The sequence below is a fragment of the Mucilaginibacter sp. genome (genome assembly GCF_965201005.1).
GTDB lineage: Bacteria > Bacteroidota > Bacteroidia > Sphingobacteriales > Sphingobacteriaceae > Mucilaginibacter_A.
In genome coordinates, this window is record NZ_OZ241747.1 from 2,594,254 (window position 1) to 2,609,674 (window position 15,421).

The following is a 15,421-nucleotide window of genomic DNA, read 5'->3' on the forward strand; positions in this document are numbered from 1 at the left end:
TCGACTGAAATGAGAAATCTTATTCTCAAAAAATAATTCTTTTTGCTTTGATAAATATTTTTTCCTGCAGTCGGGATGACAAAAAAAGTATGGTAAAAACAGCATCATTTCTACATCAGCCAAAGCCGCCAGATTCCCGAAATCAGCATACATAAAAAAGCCAGCGGCGTTAATACTTTCCAGCATAAATCCATTAACTGATCTACACGGAAACGCGGCAACGTCCACCTGATCCACATTTGTACCAGCACCAATATTAACGTTTTTGTAAATATCCAGCCAATTCCCCACAAATTACCGGTTGTCCAATCGGCAAGTTTTAAAGTTGAAATATTAGGCAGCGGTGTGTTCCAGGCACCCAGAAATAAAATCACGGCAACCATAGAAGTTAGAAACATCATGGAATATTCGGCGAGAAAAACCAGCGCAAACCGGAAACCCGTGTATTCGGTATGAAAACCGGCCACCAATTCGGATTCTGCTTCCGGAATATCAAACGGTGCACGGTTACTTTCGGCCAGCGAGGCGATAAAATAGATCACAAAAGCAATAATCAAATGCGGCGCACGGAAAATGTTCCAGGCCAGAATTCCGCCTGCTTCTTTTACCGGCATAAATCCTAAAAATTGAATATTTTCTGCGGATAAGATTCCCTGCTGACGGGAAATTTCCTGCAAATCCAGCGTTTGGGTAATCATTACTACCGAAATTAACGCAAAACCGGCCGGGATTTCATAAGACACAATTTGCGCCACCGAACGAACAGCCCCAAGCAAAGCATATTTATTGTTTGAACCCCAACCGGCCATCAAAATGCCAACTGTTTCGATAGAAAGTACAGCCAGAATGTAAAAAATACCGGCGTTGATATGTGCCGAAACCAAACCTGCCGACCAGGGCAAAGCCGCAAACCCCAGATAAACAGCAACAAAAATTACGATTGGTGCCAGCGCAAACAGCGTTTTATCAGCGGCAAGCGGTGTAATCAGTTCTTTTTGCAGCATTTTCAGCATATCCGCAAAAACCTGCAGCGAACCATATTTACCGGTTTCCATCGGACCCAAACGATCTTGCATAAATGCCGAAACTTTGCGTTCTACATAAACGGCCATAGTTGTAAATAAGGCCACAAACGTGAACAGCAAAAGCGCAACAAGCAAACTAAGCAGGTATGAGTTCAAAACAAATCAAGTTGTAATGCTGCAAACTTACTTATTAAGAACGATTTTAAACGTGAAAATCGGAATTAAGCCGGTAGGATTAGTCCCAAATTTGGCGAAGCTGCAACTGGATTTGATGTCCAAAAAACAACCTGGTGCTTTTTTCAAAAGAATCTGTGAAATCCGAAACATAAAAACGGTGTGGCTGAGGTTCTTCGCCATTTAACAAATCCATTCGCAAAAGTTCTTTTTGAAGATGTTTGGCCACAATTTCTGTATTATCGATAATTGTAATTTTGGGTTGATAATACGCTGCGATCTCATTTCGGATCAGCGGATAATGCGTACAAGCCAAAATCAAACTGTCGATCCCCTGTAAAACCGGATCAGAAAGATAAGTGTGGATAAGGGTGCCGCTGATCTGATCGTTAAAAAAACCTTCCTCAATCATTGGTGCCAGCAAAGGCGTAGCCAGGGATTTTACCCTGATTTTTGGTTTTTGCAGATAAATTTTCTCCGCATAAATGTTGGAATTAATAGTAGCGCGGGTAGCAATTACGCCAATATTTTGGAATTGATCAGAAGAAGTCATATAATCCACCACCGGATCAATCACACTGTAAATCGGAATTTGAGCGCCTAAAAACAGCTTCAGATCATGGTAAGCCAGCGAGGAAGCTGTGTTACAAGCAATTACAATGGCCTTGCAACCTTCATCCATCAAAAACTTGGCGATTTTTAGCGAATAATATTTAATGGCTTCCGGGGATTTATCGCCATAAGGCAAATGCGCCGTATCGCCAAAATAGACCAATGCTTCTTTTGGCATTAGTTTTTGGATGGCGTTGGCAACGGTCAACCCGCCGATACCGGAATCGAAAACACCTATAGGCTGGTTTGCTGGCATGTAACTATAATAAAAAAAGCGATGCTCATTTTGCCTGAACATCGCTTTTTTGGGTGATAAAAGAAGTATCTTATTTAATACCTAACTTAGTTTTTACAGATGGCATCAAATCATCGCCGGGCTGCGAAACCAATAATTCTGTTTGTGCCGTATCAAAAACATAATTGTAACCTTTTTCTTTGGCAACAGTTTGGATAGCGGTACGCACTTTCAGCAATAACGGATCAGAAAGCTGTTTGCTTTTATCGCCAACCTGCTGCTGTGCTTTGGTTTGATAATCCTGCAAACGTTTGTTTTGGTCCTGCAATTCTGCTTCTTTAGCGGTACGTGCGGCGTCCGTCATGGTTGCTTTTTTGGCATCGTAAGCTTGTGCATTGGTTTGCAATTCGTTGTTCATGGCCGTTAATTGATCCACGAAGGTTTTCTGGTAATCCTGAATTTGTTTTTGAATTACTTTGGTTTCAGGCATTTGATCTACCACCTGATTTACGTTGATGTAACCAATTTTAGATTGTGCTTCAGCGATGTTTCCTGCAAAAAATAAACATCCGGCAACTAAAGCAACTTTGAATAGTTTTTTCATTTTTTATTTATGGGTGATTGTTATGTGCTGTTTTTATCTACTATTTTTTGGATTTTTTATTGGGCAAAAACGCCGGGTTTCAAACCTAAACGGATTATCACGGCTGCGCTTTTATCATAACGCGGATTGGCGTAAAGCATTATCACTTCGCTGTTTTTATCAAAAATCATATCCAGGTTTTCGCTCTCTGCAACGGCTTGTACCGCTTTTGCAACACGGTCCTGTATTGGTTTGATCAACGCTGTACTGCGCTGGGCAAGTTCGCCGTCCGGGCCAAATTTTTGACGCTGAAAATCTTTGGCTGCTTTTTCTTTATCGATGATTTCATTTTCCCGGCGTTTTTTCATGTCGCCCGTCATCAAAACCTGATCTGCCTGGTAAGCTTTGTACATCCTATCGATCTCCTGAAAACGTGCATCCGTTTCTTTTTGCCATTGATCTGATATCGATGCAATCTGTTTTTGGGAAGATGCATACTCCGGGATATGTTTCAAAATATATTCGGAATCAACATAAGCAAAACGCTGTGCAAAAACAGCCGTAGTTGCTAAAAGGGGCAGAATCAGCGTTAAAAATAATCTCTTCATGCTACAAACCTACGCAAAATTATGATTTTGGAAATCTTTCAAAAACATTTTCAGACAATGGTATTTATCTTTAGTTTAAAATCTGACAGTTTATTGTTAATTAAATGCACCGCTTAAACTTTGCGCAATCGAGAAATGGAAGTGGCCTTTATTAGCAGTCGGGATCCCGGGAATCGGGTCGAAACCATAACCATAATCCAAACCAAGCAAACCAAATATCGGCAGGAAAATCCTTGCGCCAACACCAGCCGAACGCCTTACATTAAACGGTGCAAACTGGTTGAAAGAATTCCAGGTATTACCGCCTTCTGTAAAAGCCAGTATAAAAACAGTAGCGGATTGACTGGCAATAACCGGATGGCGCAACTCTAACTGAAATTTATCAAAAATCGGACTTCCGGAAGTGCTGGCAATATTGGGGTTTGAACCTAAAGGCACGATATCAAAGTTTTCGTACCCGCGCAAACCAATAATTTCTGATCCTTGCAAAAATTGATAACTCTGCATTCCGTCCCCACCTAATTTGAAACGCTCAAACGGCGATTGCCCGACAGCATTGTTATAAGAACTTAGGAAACCAAACTGTGTTTGCGCTTTTAAAACCAATTTGCCATAAATTTTCTGGAACCATTGTGCCTCAAACTTAGCTTTATAATATTCTACAAAATGATAGCGGTCCTGCGGCGTAGCAATGGCATAGTTTGTATTATTAAACAAAGAATAAGGAGGTGTAAACTGGGCCGTTAAACGAATGTTAGAACCTGAAGTTGGATAAATAGGCGCATCCAAAGAGTAGCGGCTGAAAGTTTCAGTCAGTTTGATGTTAATGGATTTTCCGTTGCTGAACAAGTAACCCGGATAGTCTGTCAGGTTATAGTGGTCAAAGCTTAAAGTATGGCTTAAATTGAAATAATCATCCGGCCATTTTAATTGTTTGCCAATCGTTGCCGAAACACCATTAATAGAAATACCATAATATCCCGGATCGCCTTTTCTAAGGGCCGAATAACCACCGATTGCGTTACGACCATTAGATTGCAATTGTGTATAAGCCGTTATGCCGAAATTGACCGGTTTTTTCCCGCCAAACCAAGGTTCAGAATAAGTGAAAGAAAAATTCTGGTAGTTTTTGCCGTTCGCCTGTCCCCGCAAACTTAATTTTTCCCCATCGCCTTTTGGCAATGGTTTGTAAGCACTCAGGTTGAAAAGGTTCCTGAGCGAAAAATTATTAAATGTCAAGCCCAGCGTCCCAACAATACTTCCGCCGCCAAAACCACCGGAAAGTTCAATCTGATCGGAAGGTTTTTCTACTACGTTGTATAAAATATCAACAGTTCCTTCGTTCGGGTTGATGTTGGTTGGCCGTGGGTCAATTTTCTGCTCATCAAAATTACCCAACTGCGTAATCGCCTGTGTACTCCTTACAATCGCTTCTTTGGAAAATTTCTGGCCAGGTTTGGTACGGATTTCGCGCAAAATAACCTTGTCATTGGTTACTTCGTTCCCTTTCACAATTACTTTATTTATAGTGTATTGCGGACCTTCGTAAACCCGCAAATCAACGTCAATGGTATCATTATGGATGCGCGTTTGCACCGGGTCTGTTTGATAAGTTAAATAACCATCGTTCAAATACAAAGAAGAAATATCATCACCATTGGGCGAACCGCTTAAACGTTTGTTCAATTCTTCCTCACTAAAAACATCACCTTTTTTAATCCGCAAAAGTGTATTTAAAATTTTGGTCGGATATTTTGCATTGCCAGACCAGGTTAAGTTACCAAAATAATATTTCGGGCCTTCGTATAGTTTAATTTTGATATTAACGGTGGCATCATCGTTTTTCCAGACCGAATCACTTAAAACTTCGGCATCACGATAACCGTTTGCCTGCATTTTTGCCACTAAGGTTTGCTTGTCGTCTTCGTATTTATCACGCAAAAACTTCTTGGAACCAAATATATTATACCATTTTTTTGCCTTTGTTTTTTTCATAAACGAGGCCAGTTTTGCATCTGTAAAAGCAGTATTGCCAGTAAAATCAATGCTGTTGACTTTTACCTTCTGCTTCTTGTCAACAGTTGCGTCCAATATCATACTATTGGCTTCACCGGCATCTTTCCGTTCTTTAATATCAACTGTGGTATTGAGGTAGCCTTTTTCTGCAAAATGTTTTTTTATGATGGCCGTAGTGGTGCTTAGCAGGTTTTCGTTTACAATTTTTCCGGTTTTGTCCTTTAATTTTTTCTGAACATCTTCTACTTCGCCTTTTCGGATACCTTTTATGTTGAGCTTGGAAAGCCGCGGCCGTTCTTTTACGTTGATATCAAAATTGATCGTATCGTTGCGCAGCGTGTACAATAATTTCACATCATCAAACAAACCCTGCTGCCACAAATTTTTGATTACGTTGGAAGTTGCATCGCCAGGCACAGTAATTTTATCGCCTTTGGTTAACTGTGAGATTTTGATCAACACATCTTTATCCAAATATTGTGACCCGGAAACGGTAACTGTACCAATTGTCAACTCTTTTGGGTTAAGGTAACTCAAACTATCTGCCGGCAAAACCTGCGGTGCCGGTGTGTTCGGGCGGCCAACCTGGGCTAAAACAGCGGTAGAAATTGTACAGAAAATAAGTGCTAAAAAGTACCTGTTCATTCGATGAATTTGGAGGCTAAAGTAATTTAAACAGTTGTTAAAAAGTGTTAAACATCAAAAATTAGTTCACTTGCTCGCTGGTTTTCCCAAAACGGCGTTCGCGTTGCTGGTAATCTAAAACGGCTTCAAACAAATCTTCTTTGCGGTAATCCGGCCATAATTTGGCCGTAAAGTAAAGCTCGGCATAAGCAATTTGCCAAAGCAGGTAGTTGCTGATGCGGTATTCGCCACTCGTCCTGATCAGCAGTTCAGGGTCAGGCATTTTAGAGGTATGCAGGTGCTGCGTAAATAAATCTTCATTGATATCTGCTGCTTTTAGCTCTCCTTTTTCTACCTTTTCGGCCATTTGCCTGGCTGCATTTACAATTTCGCGCCTCGAACTATAACTCAGGGCCAGCGTTAAAACCAAACCGGTGTTTGCGGCTGTTGTATCAATGGCGGCCTGCAATTCCTGATGGCACTTTCCGGGCAGCATTTCCAGATCGCCAATGGCATTTAAACGCACATTGTTTTGCATCAGCTTTTTAATCTCTTTGTTGATGGTAGAGATCAGCAGCTCCATAATCGCGGTAACTTCAAATTTGGGGCGGTTCCAGTTCTCAGAAGAAAAAGTGTATAAAGTTAAATATCCGATACCCAGTTCGCCGGCACCTTCCACCACATCGCGCACTGCCAAAACACCGTTGTGATGACCAAAAACACGCAACTTGCCCTTCCCTTTTGCCCAGCGGCCGTTGCCATCCATAATAATGGCCACATGTTTGGGCAATTTTTCTTTATCTATTTGTGCTTTGTAATCCATTGAACGATTTTTGCAACCCTGCAACCTGCCGCTTTGTACCCGCTTATTAAATCCTGCATCAATTTGATGATCGTATATCAAAACGCTAAATCCTTCATTCAGGTTCAGACAAAAGACTGATGCTGTTTTTATCTGCCTAAATTTGGGTTTTGCCAGAACTTAACAAATCGGAAATTCAGGCTGCAAAGGTAAAATTAATCTTCAAACAATTGCCTTTGCTTATGGTTATGTCGCAATGGTTTTTTTGGGTTGTTAGGATGTCAGCATAAAATTGAACGATGCTTCTTTTATCAACCTAAATTCAGTAAAAGCATTTTTGGCTAAGGAAAGTGAACGACAAGCTAAAACCCGCAATCATATACGTGTCCCTCGATCGTAAATCCCCGCGCTGCGAGCCGGGCGCACCAATATAAACGCCGGTTTTTTCGCCGGACCGATCTGCAAAAATCCTGGAATAAGCGTTGGGCATGCTGTTTTTATCGGCATAATTTCCGCTTACATCATCCAGATAACCGGTAAAAGCGGTGCGGTAACCCAGCTCCAAAGCCAGGTTCCAGCTTTTGTAAAAATTTACTTTCAGCCCAACGCCGTACGGAATGCTTAAAGCGGATGTTTTGTATTCTTTTTGCTGACCTTCCGTTTTTAAAGAACGAAGATCGTAAGTTGTGCCGTTGTAATCTGCTTTCGGATTGTAATCAACGAGGGCAATCCCGGAAAAAATAAATGGCGACCAACGTTTTACACTGATGCCCGGCTGATAATTAAAAAAACTGAGTTCGCCGGTCAGTGCCAGTTCGTTCAAACCATCATAAAAACTCAAATTCCGGTTGCGTAACTGCTGGCTGGACGAGGTACTGTCGGCACCACGGATAGTGGCGTAAGTATAACCCAGTTTGGCAGAAAAATAACCGTTAAAATTGTACTTAACAGCGGCACCGATGGCAAAATCTGTAAATTTTACAGGATTGATCTCGTTAAACTCGCCCATATAACCGGAAGTACCTGCAAAACCGCCAAGTTCCCATTTTTGGGCAAAAGTACCCGAAGAAATCAGCAGTAAAAGAAGCAAACCTAAAAGTTTACGCATCGGCAAAATCAGTAATTCCGGGCATCCAGTCCCCACATTAATTTGTTCCTTAACGTGGATAAGTAGCTTTCATTATTTAGCCGGATCAGATTAAAACTATAATTGGCCTTGCTGATGGTGAACACACTGTTTGTGTCAATAATCTCGGTTTTAGAATCGCAGGAAATCAGGTAATTAGAACTGCGTGTTTCGATTTTGAAAGTGAGTTTGTTATTATCTGAAACTACAATTGGCCGTACATTCAGGTTGTGGGGCGAGATCGGCGTAATCACAAAATTGCCGGATTGCGGGATCACAATCGGGCCGCCACAACTTAGTGAATAAGCGGTAGAACCGGTTGGCGTAGAAACAATAATGCCGTCGCCCCAGTAAGAATTCAGAAATTCGTCGTTCAAGAAAGCGTGAATGGTAATCATCGCCGCGTCATCACGTTTGTGTATCGTGATGTCGTTCAGCGCAGTGTTCTGGTTTTTAAAAACTATCGGATCAGATTCTATTTCCAGCAAAACCCGTTTATCAAGCGTAAACTGTTTACTGATCAAAGCATGAATGGCAGCCGAAATATCGTTTTTATTAACACTGGCCAAAAAACCCAAACGGCCAAAATTGATGCCGATCACCGGTATTTCAGAATCCCGGATCAAATCAACTGTGCCCAAAATAGTACCGTCACCGCCTAAAGTCAGCAGCACTTCTACCTTATTTTTCAAATCGCTGTAATCGCTGAAAACAGCATTGTGCGGGTTGAAATCAGGCTGACCGGAAATAAAATCGTTCAGTTCTTTATGAACCAGTATTTCGGCTTTGTGCTGATACAAGGCATCAAAAACCTGCCTGATAAAGGGTAAAAACGTTTGATTAAAAGCCTTGCCGTAAACTGCAATCTTCATAAATGGGTTATATGTTGATGTAATTCATCAGTAAATCGTAGCGGTTTCTGGAATCATCTTCTACCTGGGCCTGATTGTAAACAGCCGAAACGACGTAATCATAACGGTTAAAACTGGCCAAAATAGCCGAAACATCTTTTTTATTGATTTTGAGCGTTACTTCCAAACGGGTAGAATCCGGGAAAGAACGCACGTAAGAACTCAGGATTTGCGCCTTGTCCGACTCTACAATCTGCGCCATCTGCACCAGTGAATTATCGCGGTTGCCAATTTCGAGGACAATAACGGCACCCGGTTCTATAGCAGATGTAAGTGTGGCAAAATAATCTGTAAGCGTACGGATGTTGATCAAACCGATGTAGTTGTTCTGCATGTCCAACACTGGCACTACGCTTAATTGTTGGGCATGAAAAAGCCGGATTACATCATAAATGTGCTGATGGTCCCGGACAAAAGCCTGCATTTTGGAAAACGAAACCGTACTGATCGGCAGTTCTTCATCAAAAACCTCAACCAGATCATCTTCAGAAACCAGCCCTAAAAACTGTTCTCCATCAACAACCGGCAATTCTTCTACCTTAAATTCTGAAAAAAGCATGTTTACTTTTTCAACCGAATCTGTCGGTTTTACCGGTGGGATGATATCAGAAATCAGTTCGGCAGCAACCATACTATATGTTGTTTTTTTCGAGGAAATTTTTTAATAAGCGGTTAAACTCTTCGGGCTGTTCCATCATTGGCGCATGGCCGCACTCATCAACCCAGGTCAGTTCGGCACGGGGCAGCAATTGCGAAAACTCTACCGCTACTTCCGGCGGTGTAATTTTATCATTTTTGCCCCAGATCAAGGCTACCGGTAATTTAATTTTGTGCAGGTCTTTTGCCATATTATGCCTGATAGCGGATTTGGCCATTGCCAGCAAGCGGATTATTTTATGCCTGTTGTTCACGCTCTCATATACGTCGTCCACCAGTTCTTTGGTTGCTGTTTTTGGACTATAAAAAGTGTATTCTACTTTCTCACGGATAAAATCATAGCTTTCCCTTCGCGGAAATGAACCGCCGAAAGCATTTTCATACAAGCCGGAGCTTCCGGCCAGCACCATCGCTTTTAGTTTTTCCGGATGATTTAGCGCGTAAATTAAACCTACATGGCCGCCCAGCGAATTGCCCAGAACGGTCACATTTTCCAATTTTTTAAACTGAATAAATTTATGGACGAACTTTGAAAGCGTTTTCACGCCTATCGTAAGCAGCGGCAGTTCGTAAATGGGCAACATCGGGATGATCACACGATAATTTTTGCTAAACTCCTCTATTACATATTCCCAATTACTTAAAGCACCCATCAATCCATGCAAAAGCAGCAAAACTTCACCTGTACCTTGTTCTATATATTTGTACCCGTTTTCTTCTTTAACCACAAAGTCCATAAAGTTTAATCAAATAAATTGCTGCAGGTAATCAATCCGGAACCTCTAAATTAATCCGTTGCTGCGGCTATAAAATTAACTTTTTACAATCGTTTTCAGCCAAAAACAACAATTATATTATTGCAGCAACTGTTTTACAATTTCCGAAATGGTTTTTCCGTCTGCTTTTCCGGCCAGTTCTTTATTGGCCGCACCCATCACTTTGCCCATTTCCTTTACGGATGTGGCACCTGTTTTCGCAATAATGCCCTGCAAATAAACCGTAATTTCTTCGCGGTCCATCTGCTGCGGCAGGTAAGCCTCAATCACCTGCATTTCCTCTTTTTCAATCTGGTACAGATCGTTGCGGTTTTGGGCATGATAAATTTCTGCCGATTCTTTTCGCTGTTTGATCAGCTTCTGCAAAACTTTCAGTTCGGTTTCTTCAGAAATGATGTCCGAAGCACCTTTTTCCGTCCTGGCCAGCAGCAAGGCAGATTTGATGGCCCGCAAGCCACGCAAACGTGCATCATCTTTTGCCAGCATGGCTTTTTTTATGTCCTGATCTATGGTTTCAACTAACATGCTTCTTTTATCAGTGTTTTTTTAGTGTTGAAAAAAGGCAGGTTTTTCGCTTTCTGGTTTCAATCAACATGCTTCTTTTATCGGTATTTTTTTAGTGTTGATTTGAGGCGATCCTTCATCAAAATTTCCAGTCCGCCCCAAATTTTAACTTTATTTTCTCTTCGCTCCTTTTTTACTTCCGCGCAAAGTTAACAGCATTTGCCTGCGCCGCGGGCATAATTGTTAAATCATTGATATTAATGTGGGTCGGCCGCGAAACAACAAACCAGATTGTTTCCGCAATATCTGCGGCAACAAGCGGTTCAAAGCCTTCGTAAACTTTTTTGGCCCGATCGGTATCACCTTTAAAGCGGATGTTGGAAAAATTGGTTTCTACCGCGCCCGGATTGATGGCCGAAACCCTGATTCCGTGCGGCAACAAATCCAGCCGCATCGCTTTGTTTAAAGCATCAACCGCATGTTTGGTGGCGGAATACACATTTCCGTTTGGATAAACTTCTTTTCCGGCAATTGATCCCAGATTAACAATATGGCCGCTGCCGTTGGCAATCATCCAGTTGGAAACCACTTTGCTGGCATACAATAAACCTTTAATGTTGGTATCGATCATCACGTCCCAGTCGTCCGGGTTTCCCTGGTTTATCGGCTCCAAACCTATGCTTAAACCGGCGTTGTTGATCAGTACATCTACTTTTTTCCAGGCTTCGGGCAAGGTTTCAAGGCTATGCTGAACGGAATTTTTGTCACGAATATCAAACGCCGCCACAGCAACCTCGGTTTGATACTGTATATTTAAGGCCGAAGCCAGGCTTTCCAATTTATCAGCTTGCCTTCCGGTCAAGATCAGCTTAAAACCTTCGCGTGCAAAAACGTGCGCGCAAGCTTCGCCAATGCCGGAACTGGCTCCTGTTATCAATGCAATTTTGTTCATAAAAGAAGTATTAATTTAAGCACAAAGAAATGTTTTGCGCTAATGTTTGCATATTTATTCAAAGAACAAGCTAAACATGATATTGTGCAAAAATAATTTGTCCAGCGGGTTGGCGTATGGATGGTTTTCAGGATAAAGCACGTTACCAAAGGAGTTTGACAGCTTAATTTCGGGCGAAAGTTTGAAATATTCCAGGTAAATATCAAACCCGAAACCGGCTACGTAAGAAGCGTAATTACGCACGTTTTTAAGTTTCCGGTCCAGCGGGGCCAAATCTGCTTCGTTGGCTTTGCTTTGATTGCCGATGCCGAAAGCATACTTTACGCCGCCCAGAACATACGCTCGGAAATTACCAATCCGGTTGGATTTCAGCTTGAGTTCCAGCGGAAACTCGGCCTGCGTGGTCGAAACAGTCATCATTTTGTCTGAAGCCAAATCCTGCGTCCTATATTGATAATTGAGCACGCGGTCAGTAAAAGATAGTGTTGGCACGGTACGGATTTCCAGATTGTCCGTAACGCTGTACCTCGCCAAAAAACCAAGCGCAAAACCGGAAGTGCCGGGCGAATTGATGCTATTTAAACTATCGGTTACGTTCCTGTTGGTTACCTGATCGAAAAAAGGTGTGCGCCAATCCGGTTTTTTCAGGATTTTGTAGGAAGAACTGACGTATTGAAAAGTATATCCGAAAGAAAAGTTGTTTTGATCTGCACCGCCGGCCCAGGCTTGCGTTATTTGCTGTGCCGCCACACTTCCGGCCCAAAAAAACACCGATAAAAACAGTATGTACTTTTTGCTCATTTAATGCCCGTATAAACCGAACAGATGCCAAACGCCAGCGGCCTGTTTTTGGTATTTTTGAAACCTACTTTTTGCATCAGAGCGGTGAAACGTTCGCCATCCGGAAAAGCCGCGACAGATTCCGGCAGATAGGAATAAGCGCGCGCATCTTTAGAAAATAATTTCCCGATCAGCGGCGTAATATAATTGAAATAAAAATGATATAAATGCTTGACCGGGAATACTTTAGGTTTTGAAAATTCCAGGATCACGGCTTTTCCGCCAGGTTTCAGCACACGGCAAATATTGGCCAAACCTGCTTCCAGGTTTTCAAAATTGCGCACACCATAAGCAACGGTCACGGCATCAAACTTGTTGCCATCAAACAAAAGCTTTTCCGAATCGCCCAAACGCACTTCAAAACGATTGGACATGCCTCTTTTATCGATCTTTTTTTGGGCAATGTTCAGCATTCCCTGCGAAATATCCACGCCAATTATTTTTTTTGGGTGGAGGATTTTGATCGCCTCAAAAGCAAAATCGCCTGTTCCGGTTGCTACATCCAGAATAAGTTGCGGCTTATCTTTCTTTAGTTCATTAATCGCGATTTTCCGCCAGATAATATCAATCCCGGCCGACATAAAATGGTTCAGGAAATCATAAGTTTTGGAGATATTGTTGAACATATCGGCCACCTGTTCTTTTTTGGCAACCTTTGTGTTTTGGTACGGCGTTATTATTTTATTCATGCTGATGTTTCAAAGATGCTAAAAAATAGGTGCTAAAAGAAGCATGATTATATCCGTTACAGCTTTAGTATTTACGTATTTTTTATCTTGACGTTGCAACATCAAATTAAAGGCAACAAAATTTTAACTTTGTGGGATGATTGTCAAAACTGCCGATTTCGTTTGCAGCAACACGCAAATATCCAAATTGCCACCGCCTTTAAAACCGGAATATGCCTTTATCGGCCGCTCCAACGTGGGCAAATCTTCGCTCATCAACATGATTACCGGTAAAAAAGGCTTGGCCAAAACTTCGCAAACGCCGGGCAAAACCCAGCTCATCAATCATTTTCTGATCAATGAAAACTGGTATTTGGTAGATTTGCCGGGTTATGGTTACGCTAGGATTTCTAAAGGAAAAAAAGAGGAATGGAACAAATACATCCGGAATTATCTCGAAAAGCGTGAAAACCTGCAATGTGTTTTTATATTGATCGACAGCCGGTTGGAACCGCAAAAAATCGATCTGGATTTTTGTTCTGCTTTGGGCGAACGCGGAATTCCTTTCGTACTGGTTTTTACCAAAGCTGATAAGCAAAACAAATCCAAAACACTGCATAATATAAGCCTTTTCCGCAAAGCTTTGCTTGGTTTTTTTGAAGAAGTGCCGCAGCATTTCATCACTTCGGCCGAAACACAGGAAGGCAAGGACGGGATTTTGAATTTTGTGGATGAAGTGAACCGACAATTCGATGTAAATGATGTCAAAATCTATCAGCCCGAACAGCAATAAGTCTTCTACTTCAGCATGAAAAAATATTTTTCACTCGTTACTTTTTCGCATACAATTTTTGCCATGCCTTTTGCCTTTATCGGCTTTTTTCTGGCGGTTACCACCACAAATCATACTTTCTCAGCTTTAAAATTAGCGATGATGTTGCTTTGTATGGTTTTTGCCAGAAGTGCGGCCATGGCTTTTAACCGTTATCTGGATCGCCATATTGATGCTAAAAACCCGCGTACCAAAGTCCGCGATATTCCGGCCGGAAGGATCACGGCAAAAGCAGCTTTAACTTTTACCATGGTTAATTGCCTGCTTTTTATCGGCACAACCTGGTATATCAATCCGCTGTGCTTTTATTTATCGCCGGTTGCTTTGCTGGTTGTCTTAGGTTATAGTGCTACAAAACGCTTTACTTTTTTGTGCCATTTGGTTTTAGGTTTAGGCTTGAGTTTGGCTCCGATCGGTGCTTATTTGGTGGTTACCGGTGCTTTTGCTACGCTTCCAATTTTATTTTCTGCTTCAGTTTTATGCTGGGTAAGCGGTTTCGATATTATTTATGCTTTGCAGGATGAGGATTTCGACCGCGAAGAAAAACTGCATTCCATTCCGGTTTTTTTAGGTAAAGTGAACGCTTTACGGCTTTCCACTTTTCTGCATGTTTTATCGGCTGTTTTTGTAGTGCTACCAATCTTTCTCACACCTGTTGGCTGGCCGTATTACGTCGGTTTACTGGTGTTTTGTTCGATGCTGGTTTATCAGCACAGCCTGGTAAAACCGCATGATTTAAGCCGCGTCAACTTCGCTTTCATGACGACTAATGGTATTGCCAGTGTTGTTTTTGCTTTATGCTTTTTAATTGATCGGTTATGGATCCGTTAAATCAGAGTTTAGATCTATTCCGCGAAAATCTGGTAAAGTTTGTTACTTTCAATGATGAAGAGTGGCTGCTTTTTAGTCAGCATCTTCAATACAAAACTTTAAAAAAGAAAGATTTTTTTATCAAAGCCGGACAGGTTTGTGATGAGATCAGCTTTATTGTTTCGGGTTCAGTTCGTTTTTATCATGTAAAAAATGGTGAAGAAATTTCCAATTATTTTTGTTTTGATCATGAACTTGTAAGTTCTTATAAAAGCTTTTTAACCCGGCAACCAAATATCGTATATGTTCAGGCTTTAGAAAGCACGCAGCTAATCAGTTTCACACATTCCAGTTTGCAGCAGATGCTAAAAAATGAAAAACTGGCTTATAAAATGGAGCGGTTTGGCCGTTTGATAGCAGAACATTTAATTTGTTGTTATGAAGATCGGTTGACGGCCTTTATCATCCAAACACCAGAAGAAAGGTATCTGCAATTATTAAACAGCGGGACAATGATTATGCAGCGCATCCCGCAACATTACATTGCGCAGTTTTTAGGCATTACACCAGTTTCCTTGTCGCGGATCAGGAAAAGGATTTGCTTGCCGGAAGTTAAAGGTTGATGCTTCTTTTATCTCCTATTTTTTCTTATCTTTTGTTAACGTT

Annotated in this window: 17 protein-coding genes; 3 read left to right on the top strand and 14 right to left on the bottom strand. The window is 41.6% G+C overall.

Annotated features, from left to right (window positions below):
- Positions 1–110 precede the first annotated feature (110 nt).
- The 14 genes from nuoH to ubiE all read right to left on the bottom strand — a co-directional run bounded on the left by nuoH (position 111) and on the right by ubiE (position 13,134).
- On the bottom strand, positions 111–1,181 hold the full coding sequence (gene nuoH, locus ACOFKR_RS11975; protein ID WP_419801036.1) for an NADH-quinone oxidoreductase subunit NuoH: 1,071 nt from the start codon (positions 1,179–1,181) through the stop codon (positions 111–113).
- 79 nt (positions 1,182–1,260) lie between these two features.
- Positions 1,261–2,067 (bottom strand): glutamate racemase, encoded by an 807-nt coding sequence (gene murI, locus ACOFKR_RS11980; RefSeq protein ID WP_419801037.1) that lies wholly within the window; start codon positions 2,065–2,067, stop codon positions 1,261–1,263.
- A gap of 70 nt (positions 2,068–2,137) precedes the next feature.
- Positions 2,138–2,650, bottom strand: coding sequence for an OmpH family outer membrane protein (locus ACOFKR_RS11985; RefSeq protein ID WP_419801038.1), 513 nt, complete (start codon positions 2,648–2,650; stop codon positions 2,138–2,140).
- Positions 2,651–2,706: 56 nt separating this feature from the next.
- Entirely contained in the window at positions 2,707–3,237 is a 531-nt protein-coding gene (locus ACOFKR_RS11990; RefSeq protein WP_419801039.1) for an OmpH family outer membrane protein, read from the bottom strand.
- Between the two features lie 96 nt (positions 3,238–3,333).
- Positions 3,334–5,898 carry an outer membrane protein assembly factor BamA gene (gene bamA, locus ACOFKR_RS11995; RefSeq protein WP_419801040.1) on the bottom strand — a complete coding sequence of 855 codons (2,565 nt, stop codon included), beginning with the start codon at positions 5,896–5,898 and terminating at the stop codon, positions 3,334–3,336.
- A 61-nt stretch (positions 5,899–5,959) separates the two neighbouring features.
- Positions 5,960–6,700, bottom strand: a complete 741-nt coding sequence (locus tag ACOFKR_RS12000) for an isoprenyl transferase (protein WP_419801041.1) — start codon at positions 6,698–6,700, stop codon at positions 5,960–5,962.
- Positions 6,701–7,001: 301 nt separating this feature from the next.
- Positions 7,002–7,787, bottom strand: a complete 786-nt coding sequence (locus tag ACOFKR_RS12005) for a DUF6089 family protein (RefSeq protein ID WP_419801042.1) — start codon at positions 7,785–7,787, stop codon at positions 7,002–7,004.
- Positions 7,788–7,795: 8 nt separating this feature from the next.
- Entirely contained in the window at positions 7,796–8,677 is an 882-nt protein-coding gene (locus tag ACOFKR_RS12010; RefSeq protein ID WP_419801043.1) for an NAD kinase, read from the bottom strand.
- Positions 8,678–8,684: 7 nt separating this feature from the next.
- Entirely contained in the window at positions 8,685–9,347 is a 663-nt protein-coding gene (locus ACOFKR_RS12015; RefSeq protein WP_419801044.1) for a CBS domain-containing protein, read from the bottom strand.
- 1 nt (position 9,348) lies between these two features.
- Positions 9,349–10,110 carry an alpha/beta fold hydrolase gene (locus ACOFKR_RS12020; RefSeq protein WP_419801045.1) on the bottom strand — a complete coding sequence of 254 codons (762 nt, stop codon included), beginning with the start codon at positions 10,108–10,110 and terminating at the stop codon, positions 9,349–9,351.
- Between the two features lie 117 nt (positions 10,111–10,227).
- Complete coding sequence (locus tag ACOFKR_RS12025) at positions 10,228–10,674, bottom strand: GatB/YqeY domain-containing protein (RefSeq protein ID WP_419801046.1); 447 nt, start codon at positions 10,672–10,674, stop codon at positions 10,228–10,230.
- 172 nt (positions 10,675–10,846) lie between these two features.
- The gene (locus tag ACOFKR_RS12030; RefSeq protein ID WP_419801047.1) at positions 10,847–11,605 is read right to left on the bottom strand and encodes an SDR family NAD(P)-dependent oxidoreductase; all 759 of its coding nucleotides are present in this window, start codon (positions 11,603–11,605) and stop codon (positions 10,847–10,849) included.
- Between the two features lie 54 nt (positions 11,606–11,659).
- Positions 11,660–12,406: an outer membrane beta-barrel protein gene (locus ACOFKR_RS12035; RefSeq protein WP_419801048.1), complete on the bottom strand. Its 747-nt coding sequence runs from the start codon at positions 12,404–12,406 to the stop codon at positions 11,660–11,662.
- The gene (ubiE, locus tag ACOFKR_RS12040) at positions 12,403–13,134 is read right to left on the bottom strand and encodes a bifunctional demethylmenaquinone methyltransferase/2-methoxy-6-polyprenyl-1,4-benzoquinol methylase UbiE (protein WP_419801049.1); all 732 of its coding nucleotides are present in this window, start codon (positions 13,132–13,134) and stop codon (positions 12,403–12,405) included. The genes ACOFKR_RS12035 and ubiE overlap by 4 nt, the downstream gene beginning before the upstream one ends.
- A 136-nt stretch (positions 13,135–13,270) precedes the next feature.
- On the opposite strand from ubiE, the gene yihA reads away from it, so the two are divergent.
- The 3 genes from yihA to ACOFKR_RS12055 are packed head-to-tail and all read left to right on the top strand — an operon-like array spanning position 13,271 to position 15,378.
- Positions 13,271–13,906: a ribosome biogenesis GTP-binding protein YihA/YsxC gene (yihA, locus tag ACOFKR_RS12045; RefSeq protein ID WP_419801050.1), complete on the top strand. Its 636-nt coding sequence runs from the start codon at positions 13,271–13,273 to the stop codon at positions 13,904–13,906.
- 15 nt (positions 13,907–13,921) lie between these two features.
- Positions 13,922–14,776: a UbiA-like polyprenyltransferase gene (locus tag ACOFKR_RS12050; protein ID WP_419801051.1), complete on the top strand. Its 855-nt coding sequence runs from the start codon at positions 13,922–13,924 to the stop codon at positions 14,774–14,776.
- Positions 14,764–15,378, top strand: coding sequence for a Crp/Fnr family transcriptional regulator (locus tag ACOFKR_RS12055; protein WP_419801052.1), 615 nt, complete (start codon positions 14,764–14,766; stop codon positions 15,376–15,378). The genes ACOFKR_RS12050 and ACOFKR_RS12055 overlap by 13 nt, the downstream gene beginning before the upstream one ends.
- The last annotated feature ends 43 nt before the right edge of the window (positions 15,379–15,421 follow it).